We start from the raw sequence: 19,289 nt of genomic DNA, 5'->3' as shown, positions 1-19,289 counted from the left end.
CATGACGTCCCGCACCATTCCCGAGGCCCCCGCCCGCACCACGGACGGGGGCTTCGGGCCACACCGCCGGATCTGTCTGCACGATCACCTGGACGGCGCGCTGCGTCCGGCCACGATCATCGACCTCGCCGCCGGGATCGGTCATGAGCTGCCCGCCACGGACCCCGCCGCACTCGGTCGCTGGTTCCGGGAGAGCGCCAACTCGGGCAGCCTGGAGCGCTACCTGGAGACCTTCGCGCACACCGTGGCCGTGACCCAGACCGCGGACGCGCTGCGCCGGGTGGCCCGCGAGTACGTCGCGGACTGCGCGGCGGACGGGATCGTGCACGCGGAAGTGCGCTGGGCCCCGGAACAGCACGTGGCCGGTGGCCTCACGCTCGACGCCGCCGTGGATGCCGTGCAGGCCGGGCTCGCCGAGGGCGTGGCCGAGGTCAAGGCCGCGGGCGGTCACCTCTCAGTCGTGCAGATCCTGTGCGCCATGCGCCACTTGGACCGCTCTCTCGAGATCGCCGAGCTCGTGGTGCGCCGCGTACGCGCCGCGGCATCCGATCACGCGGCGTCGGACACCACGACGTCGCACGGGGGCGTCCCCGGCGAACCCGCACCCGGGTCCGTGGTCGCGTTCGACCTCGCCGGACCCGAGCGTGGTTTCCCGGCGTCGGATCACCGCGCGGCCCTGGACCTGCTCGCGGAGAACTTCATCCCCGTGACACTGCATGCGGGTGAAGCGGACGGTGCGGAGTCCATGGCGGATGCGCTCACCGCCGGGCGCGCCCTGCGCCTGGGTCACGGCGTGCGGTTGCTCAACGAGGACCCCGATGCGCGGTCGCCGCTGTCCCGGTGGATCCGCGACCGCAGGATCGCGCTGGAGGTCTGCCCGTGCTCCAACCTGCAGACCGGTGCGAGCGCGGTGTGGGGGGACGGCATCGCCCATCACCCGGCCACCCGGTTTCTGCGGCACGGCTTCGCGGTCACGATCTCCCCGGATAACCGGCTCATGAGCGACACCTCCGTGGGCAACGAGCTCGAGCTGTTGCGTGAGCAGGCGGGGTGGGACGAGGCCGATCTGGTCGCGGTGCAGCGCAACGCGGCCCGCGCGGCGTTCGTGCCGCGGGCCTATCAGGAATGGCTCGAACGCCACGTGACGGGTGAGGACGCATGACGGCGCCCGAGGAACCGACACGAGAGGCGCCCGCGGGGTCTGTGACCCCGCACGATGAGTCGGCGCAGAAAGCCAGGACGGGGAACATGACCGCCCATGACCCGGCGGCGCCGGACGGAGGCTCCGCACCGGGCGCGGAGTTCGAGCGGCTGCTCGCCGTCATGGACCGCTTGCGTTCGCCGGGCGGGTGCCCGTGGGATGCCGCCCAGACCCACGAGTCGCTGCTGCGCTACCTCGTGGAGGAGAGTTACGAGGTCGTGGAGGCGGTCGAGGCGCTCGAGCCGTCCGAGCGGCGTCGTACCGAGCTCGTGGAGGAACTCGGGGACGTGCTGCTGCAGGTCGTCTTCCACTCGCGCATCGGCCAGGAACACCCCGACGGGCAGCGCTTCGACATCTCGGACGTGCTGGCCGCGGTCACGGACAAGCTCGTGCGGCGCCACCCCGCGGTGTTCCCACCGGGCGACGACGCCGCGGCGCGCCAGGCCGCGGGGACGACCGCTGCGACTGCGGGCGCCGTGAAGGCGAGCGCTGCGGACAGCACCGTTGTCGAGGGCACCACCCTGGACAGTGCCAGCCCAGGCGGCACTGGCTCGGATGTGACGGGCGCGGGCAGCGTCGTCGTCGGAAACGCGACACCGAGCGATGCGGAACTCGCCGCGCGCTGGGACGCCGTGAAACGCCGCGAGAAACCCCAGCGCACGCGGATCTTCGACGGCATCCCGCCGGCGCTGCCCGCGCTCGCGTACGCCGAGAAGGCCCTGTCCAAGGCGCGCCGGCACGGCGTGGCCGGGCTCCCGGAACCGCGCCCCGAGTCGGACGAGCAGGACCGGCAGGCGGAGGAGGATGCGCTGGGGGAGGAGTTGTTCCGCCGCGTGCAGGACAGCTCCGCGCGCGGCCTCGACGCCGAGCGCGCATTGCGGACGGTGGTGCGACGGTTCGTGCGTGACCACGACGCACCTTTATCGCCCGCACCCAGCGACGCTCGGTAGGCTAAAGACCGGGGGACCGCCCCACGGGTCGACGACCGACAAGGAGATTTTCATGGCAATGATCATTGCGCTGCAAGCCCGCCAGATTCTGGACTCCCGTGGCAACCCCACGGTCGAGGTTGAGGCACTGCTCGAGGACGGCAGCTTCGGGCGCGCGGCCGTGCCCTCCGGCGCGTCCACCGGTGAGTTCGAGGCCGTGGAGCGCCGCGACGGCGACAAGAAGGTCTTCCTGGGCAAGGGCGTGCTGGACGCCGTCCACGCCGTGGACGAGGAGATCGAGCAGGCCGTGGTGGGCCTGGACGCCTCCGACCAGCGCGCCGTGGATCAGGCCATGTTGCAACTGGACGGTACCGACAACAAGGCCAAGCTGGGCGCCAACGCGATCCTGGGCGCCTCCATGGCGATCGCCCGTGCGGCTGCGAGCTCCGCGGACCTGGAACTGTACAAGTACCTGGGCGGGCCCAACGCGCACGTGCTGCCGGTGCCCATGATGAACATCCTCAACGGCGGTTCCCACGCGGACTCCAACGTGGACATCCAGGAGTTCATGATCGCCCCGATCGGTGCTCCCACGTTCTCCGAGGCCCTGCGCTGGGGTGTGGAGGTCTACCACAGCCTCAAGTCCGTGCTCAAGGACCGCGGGCTGTCCACCGGTCTGGGTGACGAGGGCGGCTTCGCCCCGAACCTGGAGTCCAACGCCGCCGCGCTGGACCTGATCCTCGAGGCCATCGAGAAGGCCGGGTACAAGCCCGGTCAGGAGATCGCGCTGGCCCTGGACGTGGCCTCCTCCGAGTTCCACGAGAAGGGTTCCTACACCTTCGAGGGCCAGAAGCGTTCGGCCGAAGACATGTCCCGGTACTACGCCGAGCTGGTCGAGAAGTACCCGCTCGTGTCCATCGAGGACCCCCTGGACGAGAACGACTGGGAGGGCTGGGCCACGCTCACCGAGCACATCGGGGACAAGGTGCAGCTCGTGGGTGACGACCTCTTCGTGACCAACCCGGAGCGCCTGGGCCGCGGCATCGACGAGCACGTGGCCAACGCCCTGCTCGTGAAGGTCAACCAGATCGGCTCCCTCACCGAGACCTTCGACGCGATCGAGCTCGCCCAGCGCAACGGCTACCGCTGCATGATCTCCCACCGTTCCGGCGAGACCGAGGACACCACGATTGCAGACATCTCCGTGGCCGTGAACGCGGGTCAGATCAAGACCGGCGCCCCGGCGCGTTCCGAGCGCGTGGCCAAGTACAACCAGCTGCTGCGCATCGAGGAGGAGCTCGGCGATTCCGCAACGTACGCCGGCGCCTCCGCGTTCCCCCGCTTCACCGGCAAGTGAGCTGTGCGGCGGCCCCGTGCCGCCGTGGGTTCTCTGACGACGACGCCGCTCGCCCCCGTTCCCGGGGCCGGGCGGTGTCGTGCTGCGGGTAGACTGACCGAGCACGAACCACCCACGTCACCCGGGAGGCACCCATGGTCGGACCCCGCCCACGGATCCCCCGTACGGGCCCCGAACCCGCTGACGACACCCCGCGCGAACCGCGCGGCGGGCGCTCGCGGGACGCTCGGCGCAACCCTCCGCGGGACACGCAACGGTCGGCGAAACGGGACTCGCTGAGGGACACCTCCTCCCAGGACGGCGCTGGAGGCTCGTCGACGCTCGCGGCCCCCACACCCGCCCACTCGTTCAACGGGCGCCTCGTGGCCCTGATCGTGGTGGCCACGCTCATCGTGTTCCTGGCCGCGCCCACCACCAAGATCTTCTTTGACCAGCGCGCGCAGATCTCCGCGCTGCAGCAGAGCATCGCCCACGAACAAGAGCGACAACAGCAGCTCAAGCACGAGGAACAACTGTGGGGGGACGACTCCTACGTGGAGCAACAAGCGCGTGAGCGGATGTCCTACGTGATGCCGGGGGAGAACGCCTACCTGGTGCTCGGCGCGCAACCGGGCGTGCGCCAGAGCGTCGAATCCTCCGCCGAGCAGGTCGAGGCCGGCAAGCCGGCGTGGGCGGACGGGCTGTGGCAGTCCGTGGTGGACTCCGCGTACCCGCCCGAACAGATCACCCTTGAACCGCAGACCCGAGGAAGTGGCAATCAGTGACCGCAGCGGCCCATGAACACCGCCCGTCCGTGACCGATCAGGACCGCACCGTGGTGGGACACCAGCTGGGCCGGCCCCCGCGGGACGTCGTGGAGATTGCGGCGCGCTGCGTGTGCGGGAACCCGCTGGTCGTGGCCACGGCCCCCCGGTTGAGCAACGGCTCCCCGTTCCCCACGGTCTTCTACCTCACGCACCCCGTGATCACGTCCGCGGTGTCCCGGCTCGAGGCCGAGGGCACCATGTACGGCATGTCCGACCGGATCACCGAGGACCCGGAACTCGCCGAGCGGTACCGGGCCGCACACGAGCACTACCTGGAGCAGCGGCGCCGGATCGGGGAGGAAGCGGGGATCGGCGAGGTTCCCGAGATCGAGGGGATCTCCGCGGGCGGCATGCCCACGCGTGTGAAGTGCCTGCACGTGCTCGTGGGGCACAGCCTCGCGGCCGGTCCGGGGGTGAACCCCCTGGGGGACGAGACCCTCGAGCTGATCTCCGACACCTGGTCCCGGGACCACTGCGCATGCGATCCCGCGTGGCGCAGCGCGGACTGACCCTCGCACGGCGTTCGCCCCGGTGGGGTGACGTTCCCGAGGGGCGGTCCGATCATGACTGCCCCGATCACTCATGCGCGATCATGCGTGTGCCGTGACCACCGCGGGCATGGGCGGTGGCGCGTTCGCTGGTCAGAGCCCCGGGTGGGGGTCCACGGCGTGACGGGTGCGGTGCTGCAGTTCCCGCCACTGTTCGGTCGGCCCCAGTAACAGGGACAGGGTGTGCAGTTCCACGTGCGTGGGTGAGTGATCGGGCTCGTGGGCGGGTTCCCCGTCCTCGGCGATCATCCGCTGGATCATGGAGCCCGGCATGAGGATCAGGGCCACCTATCGCGCGGCTCCCGGCGGGAGTTCCAGGGGTGCGACGACCACCTGGGGATCGGCGTCCACCGTGGGTTTCACGGCGCGCAGCGCCACGTCCACACCGCCGCGCGCGGGGTCCAGCGCTCGCCCACGAGCCACGGCGCCACGATGCCCGCCGCGGCCACGAGCAACCACGAGACCAATTCGCCGTCGGGCCTGCGGCGCGGATCGCGCTCCGCCGTCCATACCAGCGATGTGAACCGCATGAGCAGCAGGGTGGAACCGGTGGCCACGAGCGGCAGGATCGAGTCCAGGCCCACTCCCAGTACGGAGATGGGTGATACGGCTTCTTTGGACACGTACGTGTCGAACGCGTCCGGGGCCAGCGGGGCGCCAGCGACGGCGGCCAGGTACGTGCCGATGTTGCCCACGAAGGACAAGAGCATGAAGGCGGTGAGCGCACCCTGGTGCCGTTCGGTGTGGCGCAGTTTGAGCTACGTCGGGGCCAGCAGGGACCCGCCGTACAGCAGCGCGGCGATCAACAACAGGGGCCGGGCCACGGCGTCCACCGAGAAGCGGGTGCCGAACAACAACCACGGGACGTCCACGGACTCGCGGTCACCGAACACCGCCAGCAGCCCGGCCGGCACCGCGGCCAGTGCGGCACATAGGGCGGCGCCGCGGCGCACGGGGGCCGCGCGCTGTGCCGGGAGCACTCCCGCGAGCACCACGACGGCGAGCACCGCGATCGGGACCAGGAACGTGAGGGCGAAGAGCATCAGCCGAGCACCCCCTCTGCGACCTGGCGGGCGATCTGCAGCGGAGCGAACTCGAGCGATGCCGCGAGACCCACGAACACGGACGCGGCCGCGGTGATCGCGGTGGGCACCAGCAGGCTGGCCGGTTCCCGCATCACGACGGTCGCGCCGGGCTGCGCGGCCGTGCTGCCGCCGGACGTCGCGGTGCTGCTGTCCGACGCCACCGGGGTGCCGTCCTCGGACGGTGTCGCCGAACTGTCCTCGGGCCCCGCGGTGCTGGTTTCGGACCCCGCAGCCGAGCCGTCCCCGGCCGTCGCAGGGGAAGCATCCTGGTCCGCCGACCCAGACCGTGCATCTGCGAGAGCTTGGTGATGCCCAGGGCCTCGGCGAACAGTCCCGCGCAGAAGAACAGGGCGATCTTCATGAGTCCCTGGTGCACCACACCGCGCGTGGTCCCCGCGAGCGTGACCAGGGAGATCCCGACCATCACGTAGCTGACGTGCGAGACCGTGGAGTACGCGAGCCGCTTCTTGAGGTCCTCCTGGCGCAGGGCCTGGTAGGAGCCGTACAGGATGGTTAAGCACGCAACGATCAGCAACGGGGTGAGCACGCCCAGTTCCGAGGCCACGTGGATCCCGTACACGTCGTCCACCACGCGCACGATCCCGGCGGTCAGCGCGATCTCCACGGTGAGCATGGCCGCGAAGGACCATTCCGGGGACCACCCCAGCCGCGCGTTACCGAGCGAGACAATCAGCGTCCCGGTCAGGATGAAACCGATCATGCCCACGATCAGCAGGGGCCGTAGCCACCGGCCGGTCAGCCGGTCCAGGGGCACCCCGGCGCTGCGCAGCAGGATGAGCGCGCCCGCCAGCACAGCCCCGGACTGGAACGCACCGCCGGAGTCCGAGCTGCCCAGCCGCAGCCACACGAGGATCATGAGCACCCTCAGACCCAGGAAGGACATGGCCTGCACGCTGCGGCGCGGGGGAGCACGGTGGCCGCGGTGGTCGCGAGTACGGCGACGCCGAGGGCCACGTCGAGGGCGGTGAGTTCGGTCACGGGGCGGGCTGCCTCGGGTCCGCGGTGCCCGGCGCGCTGGGCTCATCTGCCGTGCGGGCAGCGACGGACTCGCTCACCGTGCGAGCGGAACCCCATTTCGCCCACCGCGGGGGAGGCGCCGGGGCCGGTGATCATGCGCCGGCACCGCCTCCAAGCGGCGCGGGGCTCGTCCTCGAGCCCCGAGCGGCACCGGGGGTGCGCGCCGCGGTCAGTCGGACGACGGCCGTGAGCGAGGCCAGCCCGATCAGCACCACGGCCACGTCCGGGAATCGCGACGCCGCCGCGGGGCCCAGCAGCACGGTCAGCAGCGCCACGAGCGCGGCGCCGGTGGTACCGCTCAGCAGCAGCGACAACAGCCAACGGTCGGTGACGGGGCGGCGGGCCGTGACCACGAACGCAACCACGACATCGACCAGGAGCACCACGAAGACCGTGGTGAGCAGGATTTCGGACACATCGGCTCCTCGGATCGCGGGTCACGGGCTGCGCAGGTGATTTACGGGGGAGGGGGCGGAAGTGCCCCGCGACGCGGGTAAATTGGTGCCGGGCCGGTCAACCGGCACGCTCCCACCGAACCGAGGATCCATCACCCATGCGCGTTGCGGCCATCGACTGCGGTACGAACTCCATCCGTCTGCTCATCGCGGACGTGAAGGACAAGGACGGTCACCTCGAGCTCAAGGACAGGGTGCGCGAGATGCGCATCGTGCGCCTGGGCCAGGGTGTGGACGCCACCGGCTGGCTCGCCGAGGCCGCCCTGGAGCGGACCTTCGCCGCCGCCGAGGAGTACGCCCGACTCATCACGAAGCACAAGGTGGACGCCGTCCGGTTCGTGGCCACGTCCGCCACGCGCGACGCCGGCAACCGGCAGGTCTTCGTGGACGGGATCAGGTCCCGCCTGGGGGTGACCCCGGAGGTCGTGAGCGGTGACGAGGAAGCGGCGTTGTCATTCCGCGGCGCGCTCAATGCGGCCGCGGGTCTGACCCCGGAGGACCGCGTGCTCGTGGTGGACCTGGGCGGTGGTTCCACCGAGTGCGTCCTGGGTTCCCCGGATCACGTGATCGCCGCCCGCAGCGTGGACGTGGGGTGCGTGCGCATGACCGAACGCCACCTGGGGTCCAACCCGCCCACCGAAGAACAGCAACGTCTCGTGCTGCGGGACGTGGACGAGGCCATGGACACCGTGGCCCGCACCGTACCGCTCGAACTGACCACCCGGCTCGTTGGTGTCGCCGGGACGGTCACCACGGTCAGTGCCATGGCCATGGGTCTGAGCCGCTACGACGAGGACCGGATCAACGGCAGCGTCCTGGGCAGCGACGTCGTTATCCGGGCGTGCCGGGACCTGACCGGGATGACGCGGGAGGAACGCGCCGAGCTCGGGTTCATGCACGAGGGCCGCGTGGACGTCATCGGGGCGGGTGCGCTCGTGTGGCGCCGGATCATCGAACGTGTCTCGGACGCGACCAACGGGCGCGTCAGCACCGTCACCGCGAGCGAACACGATATTTTGGACGGAATCGCCCTGTCCCTCGCGGCCTGAGATCACGGGCCGGTCGCCGTCGCACCCCGGCACACCACCTGCGGGCGCGCGGGGGAGCGAACGCCCGCGCCGGCACCCGGTGTGGACGGGCCCGGAGCGGAAGCGAGCCGGAGTGGACGGGTCAGCGGGCGACGTCGTCGTGACGCCGGGCGGGGGCCCGGTACGTCGGCCGCCGGGAGCGGTCGAAGACGCGCGTGCAGCGCGGGAAAGCAGAGGGATCATGGGACGGCTGAGAACACGCGGCGCGCTGTCACTCGCCGCGGTGGGCCTGTTGCTCGGCGGGGCCGGTGTCGCCCCGGCGCTCGCGGTGGAACCCATGCCTGCGCCGTCGGTGCCCGTGGAGACCCCCGTGGCACCGCCCTCGAACGGCAAGATCCCCGTGGAGCCTGCGGACGTGCGCAAGGAGGAGTACTGGCTGGACGACTACGGCGTGCGGGACGCGTGGAAGTCCGCGACCGGCAAGGGCGTGAAGATCGCTGTGATCGACACCGGCGTAGACGGCTCCCACCAGGATCTACGGGGCGCGGTCGGTGAGGGAACGGACGCCTCGGGCGTGGGCCGCGCGAACGGTCAGGAGGGCCTGGGCGCGGAACCCGAACACGGGACCCTGGTGGCCTCGCTCGCCGCGGGACGCGGTCACGGACCCGAGAACCCGGACGGTCCGGGTGGCACGCGGGGCATCATCGGCGTGGCCCCGGAGGCGGAGATCCTGCCCGTGTCCCTGTGGGTGGGCAGCGAACACCCCGGCGCCCGAGACATCGACGAACAGATCCCCGACGCCGTGCGCTGGGCCGTGGACCACGGCGCGAACGTGATCAACATGTCCCTGGGCTCGAACGCCACGGGCTGGCCCCCCGCATGGGACTCGGCGTTCGCGTACGCGGAGGAGAAGGGCGTTCTCGTGGTCGCGGCGGCGGGCAACCGGGGATCGGGGCTCAACCAGGTGGGGGCGCCCGCCACGATTCCGGGGGTGCTGTCCGTGGGCGGCGTGGACCGGTCGCGCACGGCGAGTTGGGACTCGTCCTCCCAGGGCATCTCGATCGCGGTGGCCGGGCCCAGCGAGGAGATGGTGGGTGCGATCCCGGGGGACGGCTATGCCCGGTGGTCCGGGACCTCCGCCACCGTGCCCCTCGTGGCCGGGACCGCGGCGCTGATCAGGCAGAAGCACCCCGACCTCACGGCGGCTGGGATCGCCCAGCGGATCGTGGACACCGCGCACGACGCGGGAGCGCAGGGCAAGGACCCGCTCTACGGGTATGGGATCCTGGATGTGCGCGCGGCCGTAGAGGACGACGTCCGGATCTCCGACATCAATCCCCTGGGCAGCGTGCGGCAATGGATTGCGCAGAACCGCCCGCCCTCGCAGACACCCACCCCGAGCAGCTCCCCGACCCCGCCCGCGCCGGACACGCGGCAGGTGACCGGGGAGGCCACCCCACCCGTGGCGCAGGCACCCCTCAACGAGACCGGCGCGCTACCCGTGGTGATCCTCGTCAGCTTCGGGGTGATCGTCGCGGGCCTCACCGTAGCCGCGGTCCTGCACATCCGCAGGCTCTCGCGCTGATTTCACGATCAGCTCACCGGGCCGCTGACACCGCGTCGGCAAAACCGTGCCACGGTGAGTAAACTTTCGGGTATGGCTTTCAATCAACTTGCTAAGGACCGTCCGCGCCTTCTCATCGTGGGTGGCGGTTACGTCGGTTTCACACTGGCGCAGAAGCTGCAGACCCGCATTAAGGAGTCCGGCGGCGTGGTCACGGTGGTGGACCCCAACCCGTACATGACCTACCTCCCGTTCCTGCCCGAGGTCTCGGCCGGCAACATCGAGGCGCGCTCCGCCGTGATCCCGCACCGTCAGCACCTGGCCGACTGCGAGTTGATCACCGGCCGCGTGGAGAGCATCGACCACGCCAACCGTACGGTCACCGTCCACGGCATCGACGAGGGCCCCAAGTTCGAGCTCACGTACGACGAGATCGTGCTCGCCGGCGGTTCCAACACCCGCACGTTCCCCATCCCGGGGCTCGCGGACAAGGCCATCGGCATGAAGACCATCGAAGAGGCCGTGTCCGTGCGCAACTGGGTGCTCGAGCGCATCGAGGTGGCTTCCCTCACCAACGACGAGAACGAGAAGCGCAAGGCGCTCACCTTCATCGTGGTGGGCGGCGGCTACGCCGGTTCCGAGACCATCGCCGAGCTCGAGGACATGGCGCGTTCGGCCGTGCAGCGCAACGACCTCCTGAAGGTCTCGGACCTGCGCTTCGTGCTGGTCGAGGCAATGGGCCGGATCATGCCCGAGGTCTCCGAGGACCGTGCCGAGAAGGTCGTGGCCGAGATGCGCGCCCGCGGCATCGAGGTGCTGCTGAACACGTCCCTGTCCGAGGTGGACGGTGACCTGGTCAAGCTCATCAACATGCAGGACAAGTCCCCGGCCGGCGAGATGGCCACGGACACCCTGATCTGGACGGCCGGCGTGCAGGCTGCGTCCTTCGCCAAGAACAGCGACCTGCCCATCGACGACCGCGGACGCGTGCGCGTGGGCGCGGACCTGCGCGTGACCGGCGACGACGGGCCCTTCGAGGGTGCCTGGGCCGCCGGTGACATCGCCGCCGTCCCGGATCTCACGGGCGCCGGCCCCGGCGGGTTCTGCGTCCCCAACGCGCAGCACGCCGTGCGTCAGGCCGCGACCATGGCCAAGAACATCATGGCCGCGCACAAGGGCGAGCCGCTCGAGGACTACTACCACGAGAACCTCGGGTCCGTGGCGGGTCTGGGTCTGTACAAGGGTGCCGCCACCATCCGCGGCATCGACCTCGGCGGTCTGCCGGCGTGGGCCATGCACCGCCTCTACCACGGGTACGCGATCCCCACGGTGGAGCGCAAGGTGCGGGTGTTCACGGAGTGGGGCGTGAACCTACTCTTCGGCCGTGACACCACTCCGCTGCGTCACTTGCGGGACCCCCGCCGTGCCTTCCAGAAGGCCGCGGGCGCGGACGTCCCGGCCGAGAAGACGAGCCTGTAACACCCCATCGCACCGAGCCGGTGGGCCCGCGCACCCGCGCGGACTCACCGGCTCGGTCACGCCCCCATAGCCCAATCGGCAGAGGCAGCGGACTTAAAATCCGCTCAGTCTGGGTTCGAGTCCCAGTGGGGGCACCGATTCCGCACCCGCGTGGGCCCTGTTCGCTCAGCACAAACTCCCAGGTCCCTGTGACGCGTCAATGTTAGGCTGAACGAACAGCTCGCCCACGCCTCGAAAGGACGTCCCATGGCCGGCGGAAACCCACTGCTACGCGACTTCAACAAGAAGAACGGCACCGCGACCACCCCGGATATCTCCCGCGACCCCCGTTACTCACCCGAGAACCTGGAGAACCTCTACAACGCGCCCGCCGCGGGTCCGGACCGCACCGGACGCATGAGCTACGATGACGTCGTCATGCGCACCTCGCTCGTGCTCGGCTGCGTGATCGTCACGGCCGTGGTGGGTTGGGTCGCCCCGGTGCTCGCGCTGCCGGGCGCCATCGTGGGTCTCGTGCTGGGTCTGGTCAACGCGTTCAAGCGTGAGCCCAGCCCGCTGTTGATCACGCTCTACGCGCTCGCCGAGGGCCTGTTCCTGGGTGGCATCTCCCGCACGTTCGAGGGCGCCTACCCGGGCATCGTGGTCCAGGCGGTGATCGGCACCCTGGCGGTGTTCGTCTCCGTGCTGGTGCTCTACAAGGTGGGCGTGCTGCGCTCCTCCCCGCGCGTGACCAAGTTCTTCATGGTCGCACTGCTGGCCTACGCCCTGTTCGCCCTGGTGAACCTGGGCACGAGCCTGCTGGGCGGCTACAACATGCGCTACGACGCCACGATCTTCGGCATCCCGCTGGGACTGTTCGTGGGCGCGATCGCCATCCTGCTGGCCGTCTACAGCTTCGTGCTCGACTTCGAGAACATCAGCGACGGCGTCAAGCGCGGTATCCCCAAGAAGGCGGCATGGTCCGCGGCGTTCGGGCTGACCGTGACCCTGATCTGGGCCTACGTGGAGATCCTGCGCGTGCTCTCGATCATCCGCTCCATGAGCGACTGACTCCCAATCCCCGCGCGTCGCCCGGGGCCCTCAGGGCCCGGTGACGTACGCCGGAATGAGAAGCGGCGGCCCAGTGGGTCGCCGCTTCTCGCGTTGGATCGTTCACATGTAGCGGATCTCGAGCTCGCGCGGGGGCAGGTTGATCGTGCGGGCGGGGATGTTGTTGCTCGCGGCTCGTCCCACGAACAGCCAGCCCAGGATCTCCTCGTGCTCGTCCAGACCGTAGAACTCGCGCACCACGTCCCGGTCGTAGGGCTCACGATGGGACCAGGCGGTGGCCCATCCCTGCGCGTAGAACGCGGCTTCGAGGATCCCGCGGGCGGCGTACACGTCCCCGCGCTGGTCCTTCTTGGACTGCGGCAGTTCCGGGTGGTGACGGAAGATGATGGCCAGGGCCACCCCGCCCCGGGACGCCCACTGCAGGCTCCCGCGATACGCGGCCAGGACCCGGATCTTGCGACCCTTCAACCGGGGGACGGGGCCCGAGAGGGTGGGGACGGACGTGAGCCCCGCCATGGCCGCGGCCAGCAGCGACGCGGCCTGCCCGCTCGTCGCGACCACGCGCCAACCCGTGGGGCGCTCGTCGTACTTGGCGCCGGCGGCGGCCCGCAGGACGGCCTCGAGCTCCTCACGCCGCGGGGCCTCCTGTGTCAGGACGCTCGCGGGGCGGCGTTGGGACAGGACGCGCAGCAGTGTGGTGGACATGACGCCCATTTTGTCACCCTCGGCCCCGCACGCCGGTACCAGCACGCTGCGCGATGGTGTCATGATAAGGGCATGTCATCCAGTGTTACGACGTCCCACGCGGGCTCATCCCCGAACCCCGTGGTCAAACGTCCCCAGTCCGACACGTCCTCCGAACTCGTCACCCAGCACGACGGCGCGTCGCCCCCCTCCACGGGGCCCAACGCCCCTGACGCGCAGACCATGGTCACGACCCCGGTCCGGATCGCGGCCGCGTGGTCGTGGCGGATCTTGCTCATCATCGCCGGTGTGGGTGTGGTGGGGTGGCTGCTGAGCCACGTGTCCACCGTGTTCATCCCGGTGCTGTTAGCCGCGCTGCTCGCGGGGTTGCTCTCGCCGGCCGTCCGCTGGCTGCGCTCCAAGCACTTCCCGTCCGCGCTGGCCGCGATCACCGTGGAGCTCGGACTGATCGTGGGGGTCCTGGGCCTGTTGGTGCTCGCGGGTCAGCAGATGATCGTCGGTTTCGCACAACTCTCCGACAGCGCGGTGGCCGGTTTCCAGCAGTTGATCGGAATGCTGGAGGACAGCCCCCTCAACATCTCCACGGACAACATCAACCAGTGGCTCTCGGACATCGGGGCCACGCTGCAGCGCAACTCGGACGCCATCCTCTCCGGCGCGATGACCTTCGGCTCCACGGCGACCAACATCGTCACGGGCACGATCATCATGCTGTTCGTCCTGCTGTTCTTCCTCATGGACGGCGAGAACATCTGGCTGTTCCTGGTCAAACTGTTCCCCCGCCGCGCCCGCCCCGCCGTGAACGGTGCCGGGCGCAAGGGCTGGATCTCGCTCGCGCAGTACGTGCGCATCCAGGTGTTCGTGGCGTTCGTGGACGCCGTGGGTATCGGGCTTGGTGCGTTCCTGCTGGGTGTGCCGCTGGCGCTGCCGATCGGTGTGTTGGTGTTCCTGGCGTCCTTCATCCCCATCGTGGGTGCCGTGCTGACCGGTGCGGTGGCCGTCCTGGTGGCCCTCGTGGTGATCGGGCCCGGTATCGCGCTCGCCATGCTCGGTGTGGTGCTGCTCGTCCAGCAGGTCGAGTCCAACGTCCTGCAGCCGCTCGTGATGGGCAAGGCCGTGGCCCTGCACCCCGTGGCCGTGTTCCTGGCGGTGGCCGCCGGTAGCGTGCTCTTCGGGATCGCCGGTGCGCTGTTCGCCGTGCCCCTGATGGCCATGCTCAACACGATCATCCGCTACCTCGGCAGCCGCGCCTGGGAGCGGGACGAGGAGATCGCGTGGCAGCCCTTCATGTACCCGTGGGAGATCAAGAAGGCAGCCAAGAAGCAGGACCTCACGCGCGAACAGGTCATGGCCCAGCTGCAGCGTTTCCGCGGCAAGCGCCATCGTGAGCGCCAGAACGCGGAGAAGAAGCGCGAGGAGAAGCACAAGAAGGAGACCAAGCACGACGCCACGATCGAGCCCGACGAAGTGGGCTCGGGGGACTCCCGGAACGTCTAGTCCCGCGCGGCGTAATACCATGAAAGGCGGCGTCCTCACTCCGGACGCCGCCTTCCGTGTCTCCGTGCCAACCCCTGCGGTCGTGATCCACCCCGGGTTCGCGCATTTCGAACGAGCCGCAACGGCCGACTACCACGAAAGAAGTTCTCTGTGGGCCTCACTGATTTGCCCGTCTCGGTGGCCGACGTCCGCCACGCCGCGCAGCTGCTGGACGGGGTGATCGAGACGACGCCGCTCGCGCACTCCCGGGCGCTGTCCCGCATGCTCGGCTCCGAGGTCTACCTCAAGTGCGAGAACCTCCAGCGCGCCGGGTCGTTCAAGGTCCGCGGCGCGTACGTGCGCATGGCCCAGCTCTCCGACGAGGAGAAGCGACGAGGCGTCGTGGCGGCGTCGGCCGGCAACCACGCGCAGGGCGTGGCGCTCGCGGCGGCGAAACTCGGGATCGCGGCGCGGATCTACATGCCCCACGGAGCGGCCCTGCCCAAGATCGCGGCCACCCAGGACCACGGCGCCGCGGTCGTGCTGCACGGGTCCAACGTGGACCAGGCACTCGCGGAGGCCCAGCGCTACGCGGAAAAGACCGGCGCGGTCTTCGTCCACCCGTTCGACCACCCGGACATCATCGCCGGCCAGGGCACCCTGGGTCTCGAGATCCTCGACCAGCTGCCCACCGTGGACACCGTCATCGCCGGTGTGGGCGGGGGAGGGCTGCTCGCGGGAGTGTCCGTGGCGCTCAAGGCCAAGGCCGAGGAACAGGGCAAGGACATCCGGGTCATCGGGGTGCAGGCGGAGAACGCCGCGGCCTACCCGCCCTCACTCGCCGGGGACGCGATCGTCACGCTGTCCAAGGTCTCCACCATCGCGGACGGCATCGCCGTGGGCCGGCCCGGACAGTTGCCGTTCAACGTGATCCGTCACCTCGCGGACGACGTCGTCACGGTCTCCGAGGACTCGCTCGCCCAGGCGTTGATCTTCATGCTCGAGCGCAACAAGATGGTCGTGGAACCCGCGGGTGCCGTGGGTGTGGCGGCGATCCTCGAGGGCGCGCTCAAGCGTGAGTACCCGGATCTGAGGACCACTGTCGTGCTGCTCTCGGGCGGCAATATCGATCCCATGCTGATGCTCAAGGTGATCCAGCGGGGTCTCTCCGCGGCGGGGCGCTACATGACCATCAAGATGATGCTCACGGACCGCCCCGGTGAGCTCGCCCAGATCTCGCAGATCATCGCGGACATGGACGCCAATGTGACCGGGGTGAATCACACCCGGATCGGGGGCTCGTTGTCCATGGGGGACGTGTCCATCACGATTGACATGGAGACCAAGGGCCACGGGCACTGCGATCAGGTGATCGATGCCCTGGAGTCCCACGGCTACCGACCCGTGGTGGTGCACTGAGCGGGAGGTGACCCACGCGGTGCGCGTGCGTCAGCGGCGTCGTCCGCGCCGGGCCGTGAAGTACGTGACGAACGCGGCCACGAAGGTGGCGAACCACAGGATGTTGCGCAGGCCGCCGGTCGCGTTCAGTGCGGGGTCGTCCTGACCCAGGAAGTGCACGACGATCGCGGCGATCCCCAGCAGCGCGGTGAGGACGATCAGCGGGACCGTCCACGAGTTGGGGGTCCGGTTCCAGTGTGTGACCACGGGGGAAACTCCTAGCGGGGCTCGACGGGGCGTGCTTCGATCCTACGGGCCGCACCCGGGCGACTCCTGGACCGTGTCGAGCCGCGTACGACTCCTGGGCCGCATCGGGTCGCGCACGACGAAGGCCACCTCGCACGTGCGAGATGGCCTTCGTGATGAACCGGGGTCGATCAGCGGCTGAAGGGCTTGGCCTTCAGGATCTTCACCGTGATGTCCTTGCCGTTCGGGGCCTTGTAGCTCACGGTGTCACCGACCTTGTGGCCGTTGATCGCGGCACCCATGGGAGAGCGCTCGGAGAAGACCTCGAGGTCCGAACCGCCGGTGAGGTCCTCGGCGACCTCGCGGGAACCCATGAGGAAGGTCATCTCGTCGCCCGCGATCTCCGCGGTCACGACCATGCCGGCCTCGATCACGCCGTCGTCCGCGGGGGCCTCGCCCACCTGGGCGTTCTCGAGCAGCTGGGTCAACTGGGCGATCCGGCCCTCGTTCTTGCCCTGCTCCTCGCGTGCAGCGTGGTAGCCGCCGTTCTCCTTGAGGTCCCCCTCGGAACGCGCCTGTTCGATCCGGTCCACGATCTCCTGGCGGTACGGCCCGGAGATGTGGTCAAGCTCCTTCTTGAGCCGGTCGTAGGCTTCCTGGGTGAGCCAGGCTCCCTCATTAGTAGCCACGGTGCCTCCGTTCTCTGGTGTCCGTCGCCCTGACGGACACGTGTAGAAAAACCCCGCCCCGGGGCGAGCCGAGTGGCCCAGCGCGTCCGGGTCGGGGATGTGATCTCAGTCCAGTCTAGTGGAGTCCGCGCCCGCGGCCCAAAGCGCGTGCGGGGGTGCGGTGGGTCGTGCAATCCGACGTCATGGTTCCCGTCACGGATGTGGCCGGTCCGAAGCTGCGCGGATGGTCAGTCAGGAATTACCCGACCACCGCGGGAGGGTCAGCCAGCACTCTCCCAGCACGAGTCGACCCCCGCCGTGGTGGCCAGGTTCGTGGTGCGCAGGGGCACCCGGTGGGTGCTCGTGCGGCCGTTGAGTTGGTCGTCCGGCAATTGGCCGATCGTGACCTCGGTCCAACCCACCACGGCGTACTGCTCGTTGAGTGCCTCCACCGCGCACGTGACGGTCTGGTCGGGGTCCTTGGTGAGGTCGAAGTCCGCGTACACGTGCCCCGAGTCCGTGATCTGGAAGCTCACGTCCTTGAACACGGGCCGCTGGGAGTTGCCCCACACGATCCACACCACGAACAGCGCCGCCACCAGCGTGGCCGCGGCCGCGATCAGCATCCAGCCACGGGTGCTGGGCCCGCGGCGGGGGGAACGGGCGACGGCGCGGTGTCCGGTCCCGTAGCGCTGTGCGAGCGCCCGCTGGGTCGCGGAGGTGCCGGGGGCAGTGGCGCCCGTCTCCGGCCGGGAGGTAGGCCGGGGCGTCGCAGAACTCATGGCGACCACTGTACCCAGCGCGCGTGTGTGGTTTCTGGGAGGCCGGTCGCCGTGCGGTGCGCGGCAGCCGTGATGGGCACGACAGCTCCGGCAGCACGAGCGGCGTAAGATACCGGGGATTGCATTTTTCCCGCGATGACGTCTTGGAGGCATCCGTTCGGTGACGGATTATTCACAGCTTCGATTGTTGGCCATCCACGCCCACCCGGACGACGAGTCCAGCAAGGGTGCCGCGACTATGGCACATTACGCCCAGCTGGGCGCGCGCGTCATGGTGGCCACGTGCACCGGTGGCGAGCGCGGCTCGATCCTCAACGCCGAGATGGAGGGGGACGTCTGGGCCGAGCGTGACCTGCCCGGGCTGCGTCGTCACGAGATGGCCGCGGCCGCGAAGGCCCTGGGCGTGGAGCACCGGTGGATCGGGTTCACGGACTCCGGTCTGCCCGAGGGAGATCCGCTGCCTCCGCTGCCGTGGGGGTGCTTCGCCCTGCAACCGCTCGAACGCGCCGCGGCCCCCGTGGTGCAGCTGGTGCGTGAGTTCCGCCCGCACGTGATTCTGAGCTACGACGAGAACGGCGGTTACCCGCACCCGGACCACATCCAGACCCATAACGTGGCCATGGAGGCATACCAGCGCGCGGGGGACCCGCAGGCGTACCCCGAAACGGGTGAGCCGTGGACCCCGTCCAAGCTGTACTACGACCGCGCGTTCAACGTGGAGCGGTTCATCGCACTGCACGAGGCCCTCGAGGCCCGCGGACTGCAGTCCCCGTACGCCCAGCGCATCGCCGCGATCCAGGAGTCGGACCCGGAGGGCCACCGCCCGCCCATGCCGCGCCACGAGACCACCACCAAGATCGAGTGCGCGCACCAGTTCACCGTCCGGGACGCCGCCCTGAGCAGCCACCGGACCCAGGTGGACCCCAAGGGCCTGTTCTTCGCGGTCTCCGCCGAGACCCAGGCCGAAGTGTGGCCGTGGGAGGACTACACGCTCGCGGAGTCCCGCGTGGAGACCTCCCTGCCCGAGACGGATCTGTTCGCGGGCGTCACCGACGCCGCCTCGACCCCCCGGAAATGAGCCTTCCCGTGTCCACGCTGCTGACCGTCCTGACCGCCGCGACGCCGGCCCCGAGTCCGGAGAACACCCTGCGCCCGGGGTTGGACCCCAGCCAGGTCTCGCCGGGCCTCGTGGGCTTCCTCATGACGTTCCTGCTGGCCGCCGCCGTGGTCCTGCTCGTGATGGACTTCAACCGCCGTAACCGGCGACTGCGCTACCGCGCCCAGTACGCCGAGCAGCGCGCCGCGGAGGATCACGTGGGTGGCTACGCGGACGACGCCGCGGCGTCGCCGTCGCGCACGTCCCGCACCGGTGGGTCGAGCGAGGGCGATGTCGCCCGCCCGCCTCGCGCGGGTGACCGCCGGGACGGTCCGCCCCGCGACTGACTGCCACAGGCGCCCCGTCCTGCGCCTGAAC

The 19,289-nt window shown here is 69.8% G+C and carries 23 protein-coding genes and 1 tRNA gene; 14 read left to right on the top strand and 10 right to left on the bottom strand.

The window, feature by feature from the left end:
- The first annotated feature begins 1 nt into the window (after nucleotide 1).
- The 5 genes from Q9R22_RS01130 to Q9R22_RS01110 all read left to right on the top strand — a co-directional run bounded on the left by Q9R22_RS01130 (nucleotide 2) and on the right by Q9R22_RS01110 (nucleotide 4,802).
- Nucleotides 2-1,162, top strand: coding sequence for an adenosine deaminase (locus Q9R22_RS01130; protein ID WP_131333316.1), 1,161 nt, complete (start codon nucleotides 2-4; stop codon nucleotides 1,160-1,162).
- 86 nt (nucleotides 1,163-1,248) lie between these two features.
- Nucleotides 1,249-2,151 (top strand): MazG nucleotide pyrophosphohydrolase domain-containing protein, encoded by a 903-nt coding sequence (locus tag Q9R22_RS01125; RefSeq protein WP_131333315.1) that lies wholly within the window; start codon nucleotides 1,249-1,251, stop codon nucleotides 2,149-2,151.
- 52 nt (nucleotides 2,152-2,203) lie between these two features.
- Complete coding sequence (gene eno, locus Q9R22_RS01120; RefSeq protein ID WP_131333314.1) at nucleotides 2,204-3,487, top strand: phosphopyruvate hydratase; 1,284 nt, start codon at nucleotides 2,204-2,206, stop codon at nucleotides 3,485-3,487.
- Between the two features lie 134 nt (nucleotides 3,488-3,621).
- Nucleotides 3,622-4,251 (top strand): septum formation initiator family protein, encoded by a 630-nt coding sequence (locus Q9R22_RS01115; RefSeq protein WP_131333313.1) that lies wholly within the window; start codon nucleotides 3,622-3,624, stop codon nucleotides 4,249-4,251.
- Nucleotides 4,248-4,802 carry a DUF501 domain-containing protein gene (locus Q9R22_RS01110; protein WP_131333312.1) on the top strand — a complete coding sequence of 185 codons (555 nt, stop codon included), beginning with the start codon at nucleotides 4,248-4,250 and terminating at the stop codon, nucleotides 4,800-4,802. Before Q9R22_RS01115 ends, Q9R22_RS01110 begins: the two co-directional genes overlap by 4 nt.
- A gap of 132 nt (nucleotides 4,803-4,934) precedes the next feature.
- Here the strand turns inward: Q9R22_RS01110 and Q9R22_RS01105 are convergent, their stop codons facing one another.
- From Q9R22_RS01105 to Q9R22_RS01080, 6 genes are all read right to left on the bottom strand, one after another.
- A complete protein-coding gene (locus Q9R22_RS01105; protein WP_131333311.1) occupies nucleotides 4,935-5,129 on the bottom strand; it encodes a hypothetical protein in 195 nt (64 codons plus the stop codon).
- 71 nt (nucleotides 5,130-5,200) lie between these two features.
- The gene (locus Q9R22_RS01100) at nucleotides 5,201-5,551 is read right to left on the bottom strand and encodes a hypothetical protein (RefSeq protein WP_131333310.1); all 351 of its coding nucleotides are present in this window, start codon (nucleotides 5,549-5,551) and stop codon (nucleotides 5,201-5,203) included.
- 48 nt (nucleotides 5,552-5,599) lie between these two features.
- Nucleotides 5,600-5,884 carry a hypothetical protein gene (locus tag Q9R22_RS01095; protein WP_131333309.1) on the bottom strand — a complete coding sequence of 95 codons (285 nt, stop codon included), beginning with the start codon at nucleotides 5,882-5,884 and terminating at the stop codon, nucleotides 5,600-5,602.
- On the bottom strand, nucleotides 5,884-6,021 hold the full coding sequence (locus Q9R22_RS01090) for a hypothetical protein (RefSeq protein ID WP_165489807.1): 138 nt from the start codon (nucleotides 6,019-6,021) through the stop codon (nucleotides 5,884-5,886). The genes Q9R22_RS01095 and Q9R22_RS01090 overlap by 1 nt, the downstream gene beginning before the upstream one ends.
- Nucleotides 6,018-6,830 carry a proton-conducting transporter membrane subunit gene (locus tag Q9R22_RS01085; protein ID WP_242670465.1) on the bottom strand — a complete coding sequence of 271 codons (813 nt, stop codon included), beginning with the start codon at nucleotides 6,828-6,830 and terminating at the stop codon, nucleotides 6,018-6,020. The genes Q9R22_RS01090 and Q9R22_RS01085 overlap by 4 nt, the downstream gene beginning before the upstream one ends.
- A 226-nt stretch (nucleotides 6,831-7,056) precedes the next feature.
- Complete coding sequence (locus Q9R22_RS01080; protein ID WP_131333307.1) at nucleotides 7,057-7,380, bottom strand: hypothetical protein; 324 nt, start codon at nucleotides 7,378-7,380, stop codon at nucleotides 7,057-7,059.
- Nucleotides 7,381-7,517: 137 nt separating this feature from the next.
- Between Q9R22_RS01080 and Q9R22_RS01075 the strand changes: the two genes are divergently transcribed.
- From Q9R22_RS01075 to Q9R22_RS01055, 5 genes are all read left to right on the top strand, one after another.
- Nucleotides 7,518-8,468, top strand: a complete 951-nt coding sequence (locus Q9R22_RS01075; protein ID WP_131333306.1) for a Ppx/GppA phosphatase family protein — start codon at nucleotides 7,518-7,520, stop codon at nucleotides 8,466-8,468.
- Between the two features lie 220 nt (nucleotides 8,469-8,688).
- Nucleotides 8,689-10,032 carry a S8 family serine peptidase gene (locus Q9R22_RS01070; RefSeq protein WP_311253946.1) on the top strand — a complete coding sequence of 448 codons (1,344 nt, stop codon included), beginning with the start codon at nucleotides 8,689-8,691 and terminating at the stop codon, nucleotides 10,030-10,032.
- Nucleotides 10,033-10,104: 72 nt separating this feature from the next.
- On the top strand, nucleotides 10,105-11,490 hold the full coding sequence (locus Q9R22_RS01065; RefSeq protein WP_131333304.1) for an NAD(P)/FAD-dependent oxidoreductase: 1,386 nt from the start codon (nucleotides 10,105-10,107) through the stop codon (nucleotides 11,488-11,490).
- A gap of 60 nt (nucleotides 11,491-11,550) precedes the next feature.
- Nucleotides 11,551-11,624 (top strand) — tRNA-Leu (locus Q9R22_RS01060).
- Between the two features lie 112 nt (nucleotides 11,625-11,736).
- The gene (locus Q9R22_RS01055) at nucleotides 11,737-12,540 is read left to right on the top strand and encodes a Bax inhibitor-1/YccA family protein (RefSeq protein ID WP_131333303.1); all 804 of its coding nucleotides are present in this window, start codon (nucleotides 11,737-11,739) and stop codon (nucleotides 12,538-12,540) included.
- Between the two features lie 102 nt (nucleotides 12,541-12,642).
- Here Q9R22_RS01055 and Q9R22_RS01050 read toward each other — a convergent pair whose 3' ends face one another.
- Entirely contained in the window at nucleotides 12,643-13,245 is a 603-nt protein-coding gene (locus tag Q9R22_RS01050; RefSeq protein WP_242670464.1) for a hypothetical protein, read from the bottom strand.
- A 72-nt stretch (nucleotides 13,246-13,317) separates the two neighbouring features.
- Between Q9R22_RS01050 and Q9R22_RS01045 the strand changes: the two genes are divergently transcribed.
- Both Q9R22_RS01045 and ilvA read left to right on the top strand, forming a co-directional pair.
- Nucleotides 13,318-14,742, top strand: a complete 1,425-nt coding sequence (locus tag Q9R22_RS01045) for an AI-2E family transporter (RefSeq protein ID WP_311253945.1) — start codon at nucleotides 13,318-13,320, stop codon at nucleotides 14,740-14,742.
- A 150-nt stretch (nucleotides 14,743-14,892) separates the two neighbouring features.
- Nucleotides 14,893-16,140 (top strand): threonine ammonia-lyase, encoded by a 1,248-nt coding sequence (gene ilvA / locus Q9R22_RS01040; protein WP_311253944.1) that lies wholly within the window; start codon nucleotides 14,893-14,895, stop codon nucleotides 16,138-16,140.
- Between the two features lie 30 nt (nucleotides 16,141-16,170).
- On the opposite strand, the gene Q9R22_RS01035 is transcribed toward ilvA, so the two are convergent.
- From Q9R22_RS01035 to Q9R22_RS01025, 3 genes are all read right to left on the bottom strand, one after another.
- Entirely contained in the window at nucleotides 16,171-16,386 is a 216-nt protein-coding gene (locus tag Q9R22_RS01035; protein ID WP_131333300.1) for a hypothetical protein, read from the bottom strand.
- Nucleotides 16,387-16,556: 170 nt separating this feature from the next.
- Nucleotides 16,557-17,054 carry a transcription elongation factor GreA gene (gene greA, locus Q9R22_RS01030; RefSeq protein ID WP_085106982.1) on the bottom strand — a complete coding sequence of 166 codons (498 nt, stop codon included), beginning with the start codon at nucleotides 17,052-17,054 and terminating at the stop codon, nucleotides 16,557-16,559.
- A gap of 260 nt (nucleotides 17,055-17,314) precedes the next feature.
- On the bottom strand, nucleotides 17,315-17,815 hold the full coding sequence (locus Q9R22_RS01025) for a DUF4307 domain-containing protein (protein ID WP_064846195.1): 501 nt from the start codon (nucleotides 17,813-17,815) through the stop codon (nucleotides 17,315-17,317).
- Nucleotides 17,816-17,975: 160 nt separating this feature from the next.
- On the opposite strand from Q9R22_RS01025, the gene mca reads away from it, so the two are divergent.
- Together mca and Q9R22_RS01015 are read left to right on the top strand one after the other, a co-directional pair.
- A complete protein-coding gene (gene mca / locus Q9R22_RS01020; RefSeq protein WP_094067098.1) occupies nucleotides 17,976-18,893 on the top strand; it encodes a mycothiol conjugate amidase Mca in 918 nt (305 codons plus the stop codon).
- Nucleotides 18,890-19,258, top strand: a complete 369-nt coding sequence (locus tag Q9R22_RS01015; RefSeq protein WP_241247069.1) for a hypothetical protein — start codon at nucleotides 18,890-18,892, stop codon at nucleotides 19,256-19,258. The genes mca and Q9R22_RS01015 overlap by 4 nt, the downstream gene beginning before the upstream one ends.
- The last annotated feature ends 31 nt before the right edge of the window (nucleotides 19,259-19,289 follow it).

It is taken from the genome of Kocuria sp. PD6, from assembly GCF_031844145.1.
Classification (GTDB): Bacteria; Actinomycetota; Actinomycetes; order Actinomycetales; family Micrococcaceae; genus Kocuria; species Kocuria marina.
The sequence above is the reverse complement of the archived record's forward strand: the minus strand, read 5'-3'. Positions and strand labels throughout refer to the sequence as shown.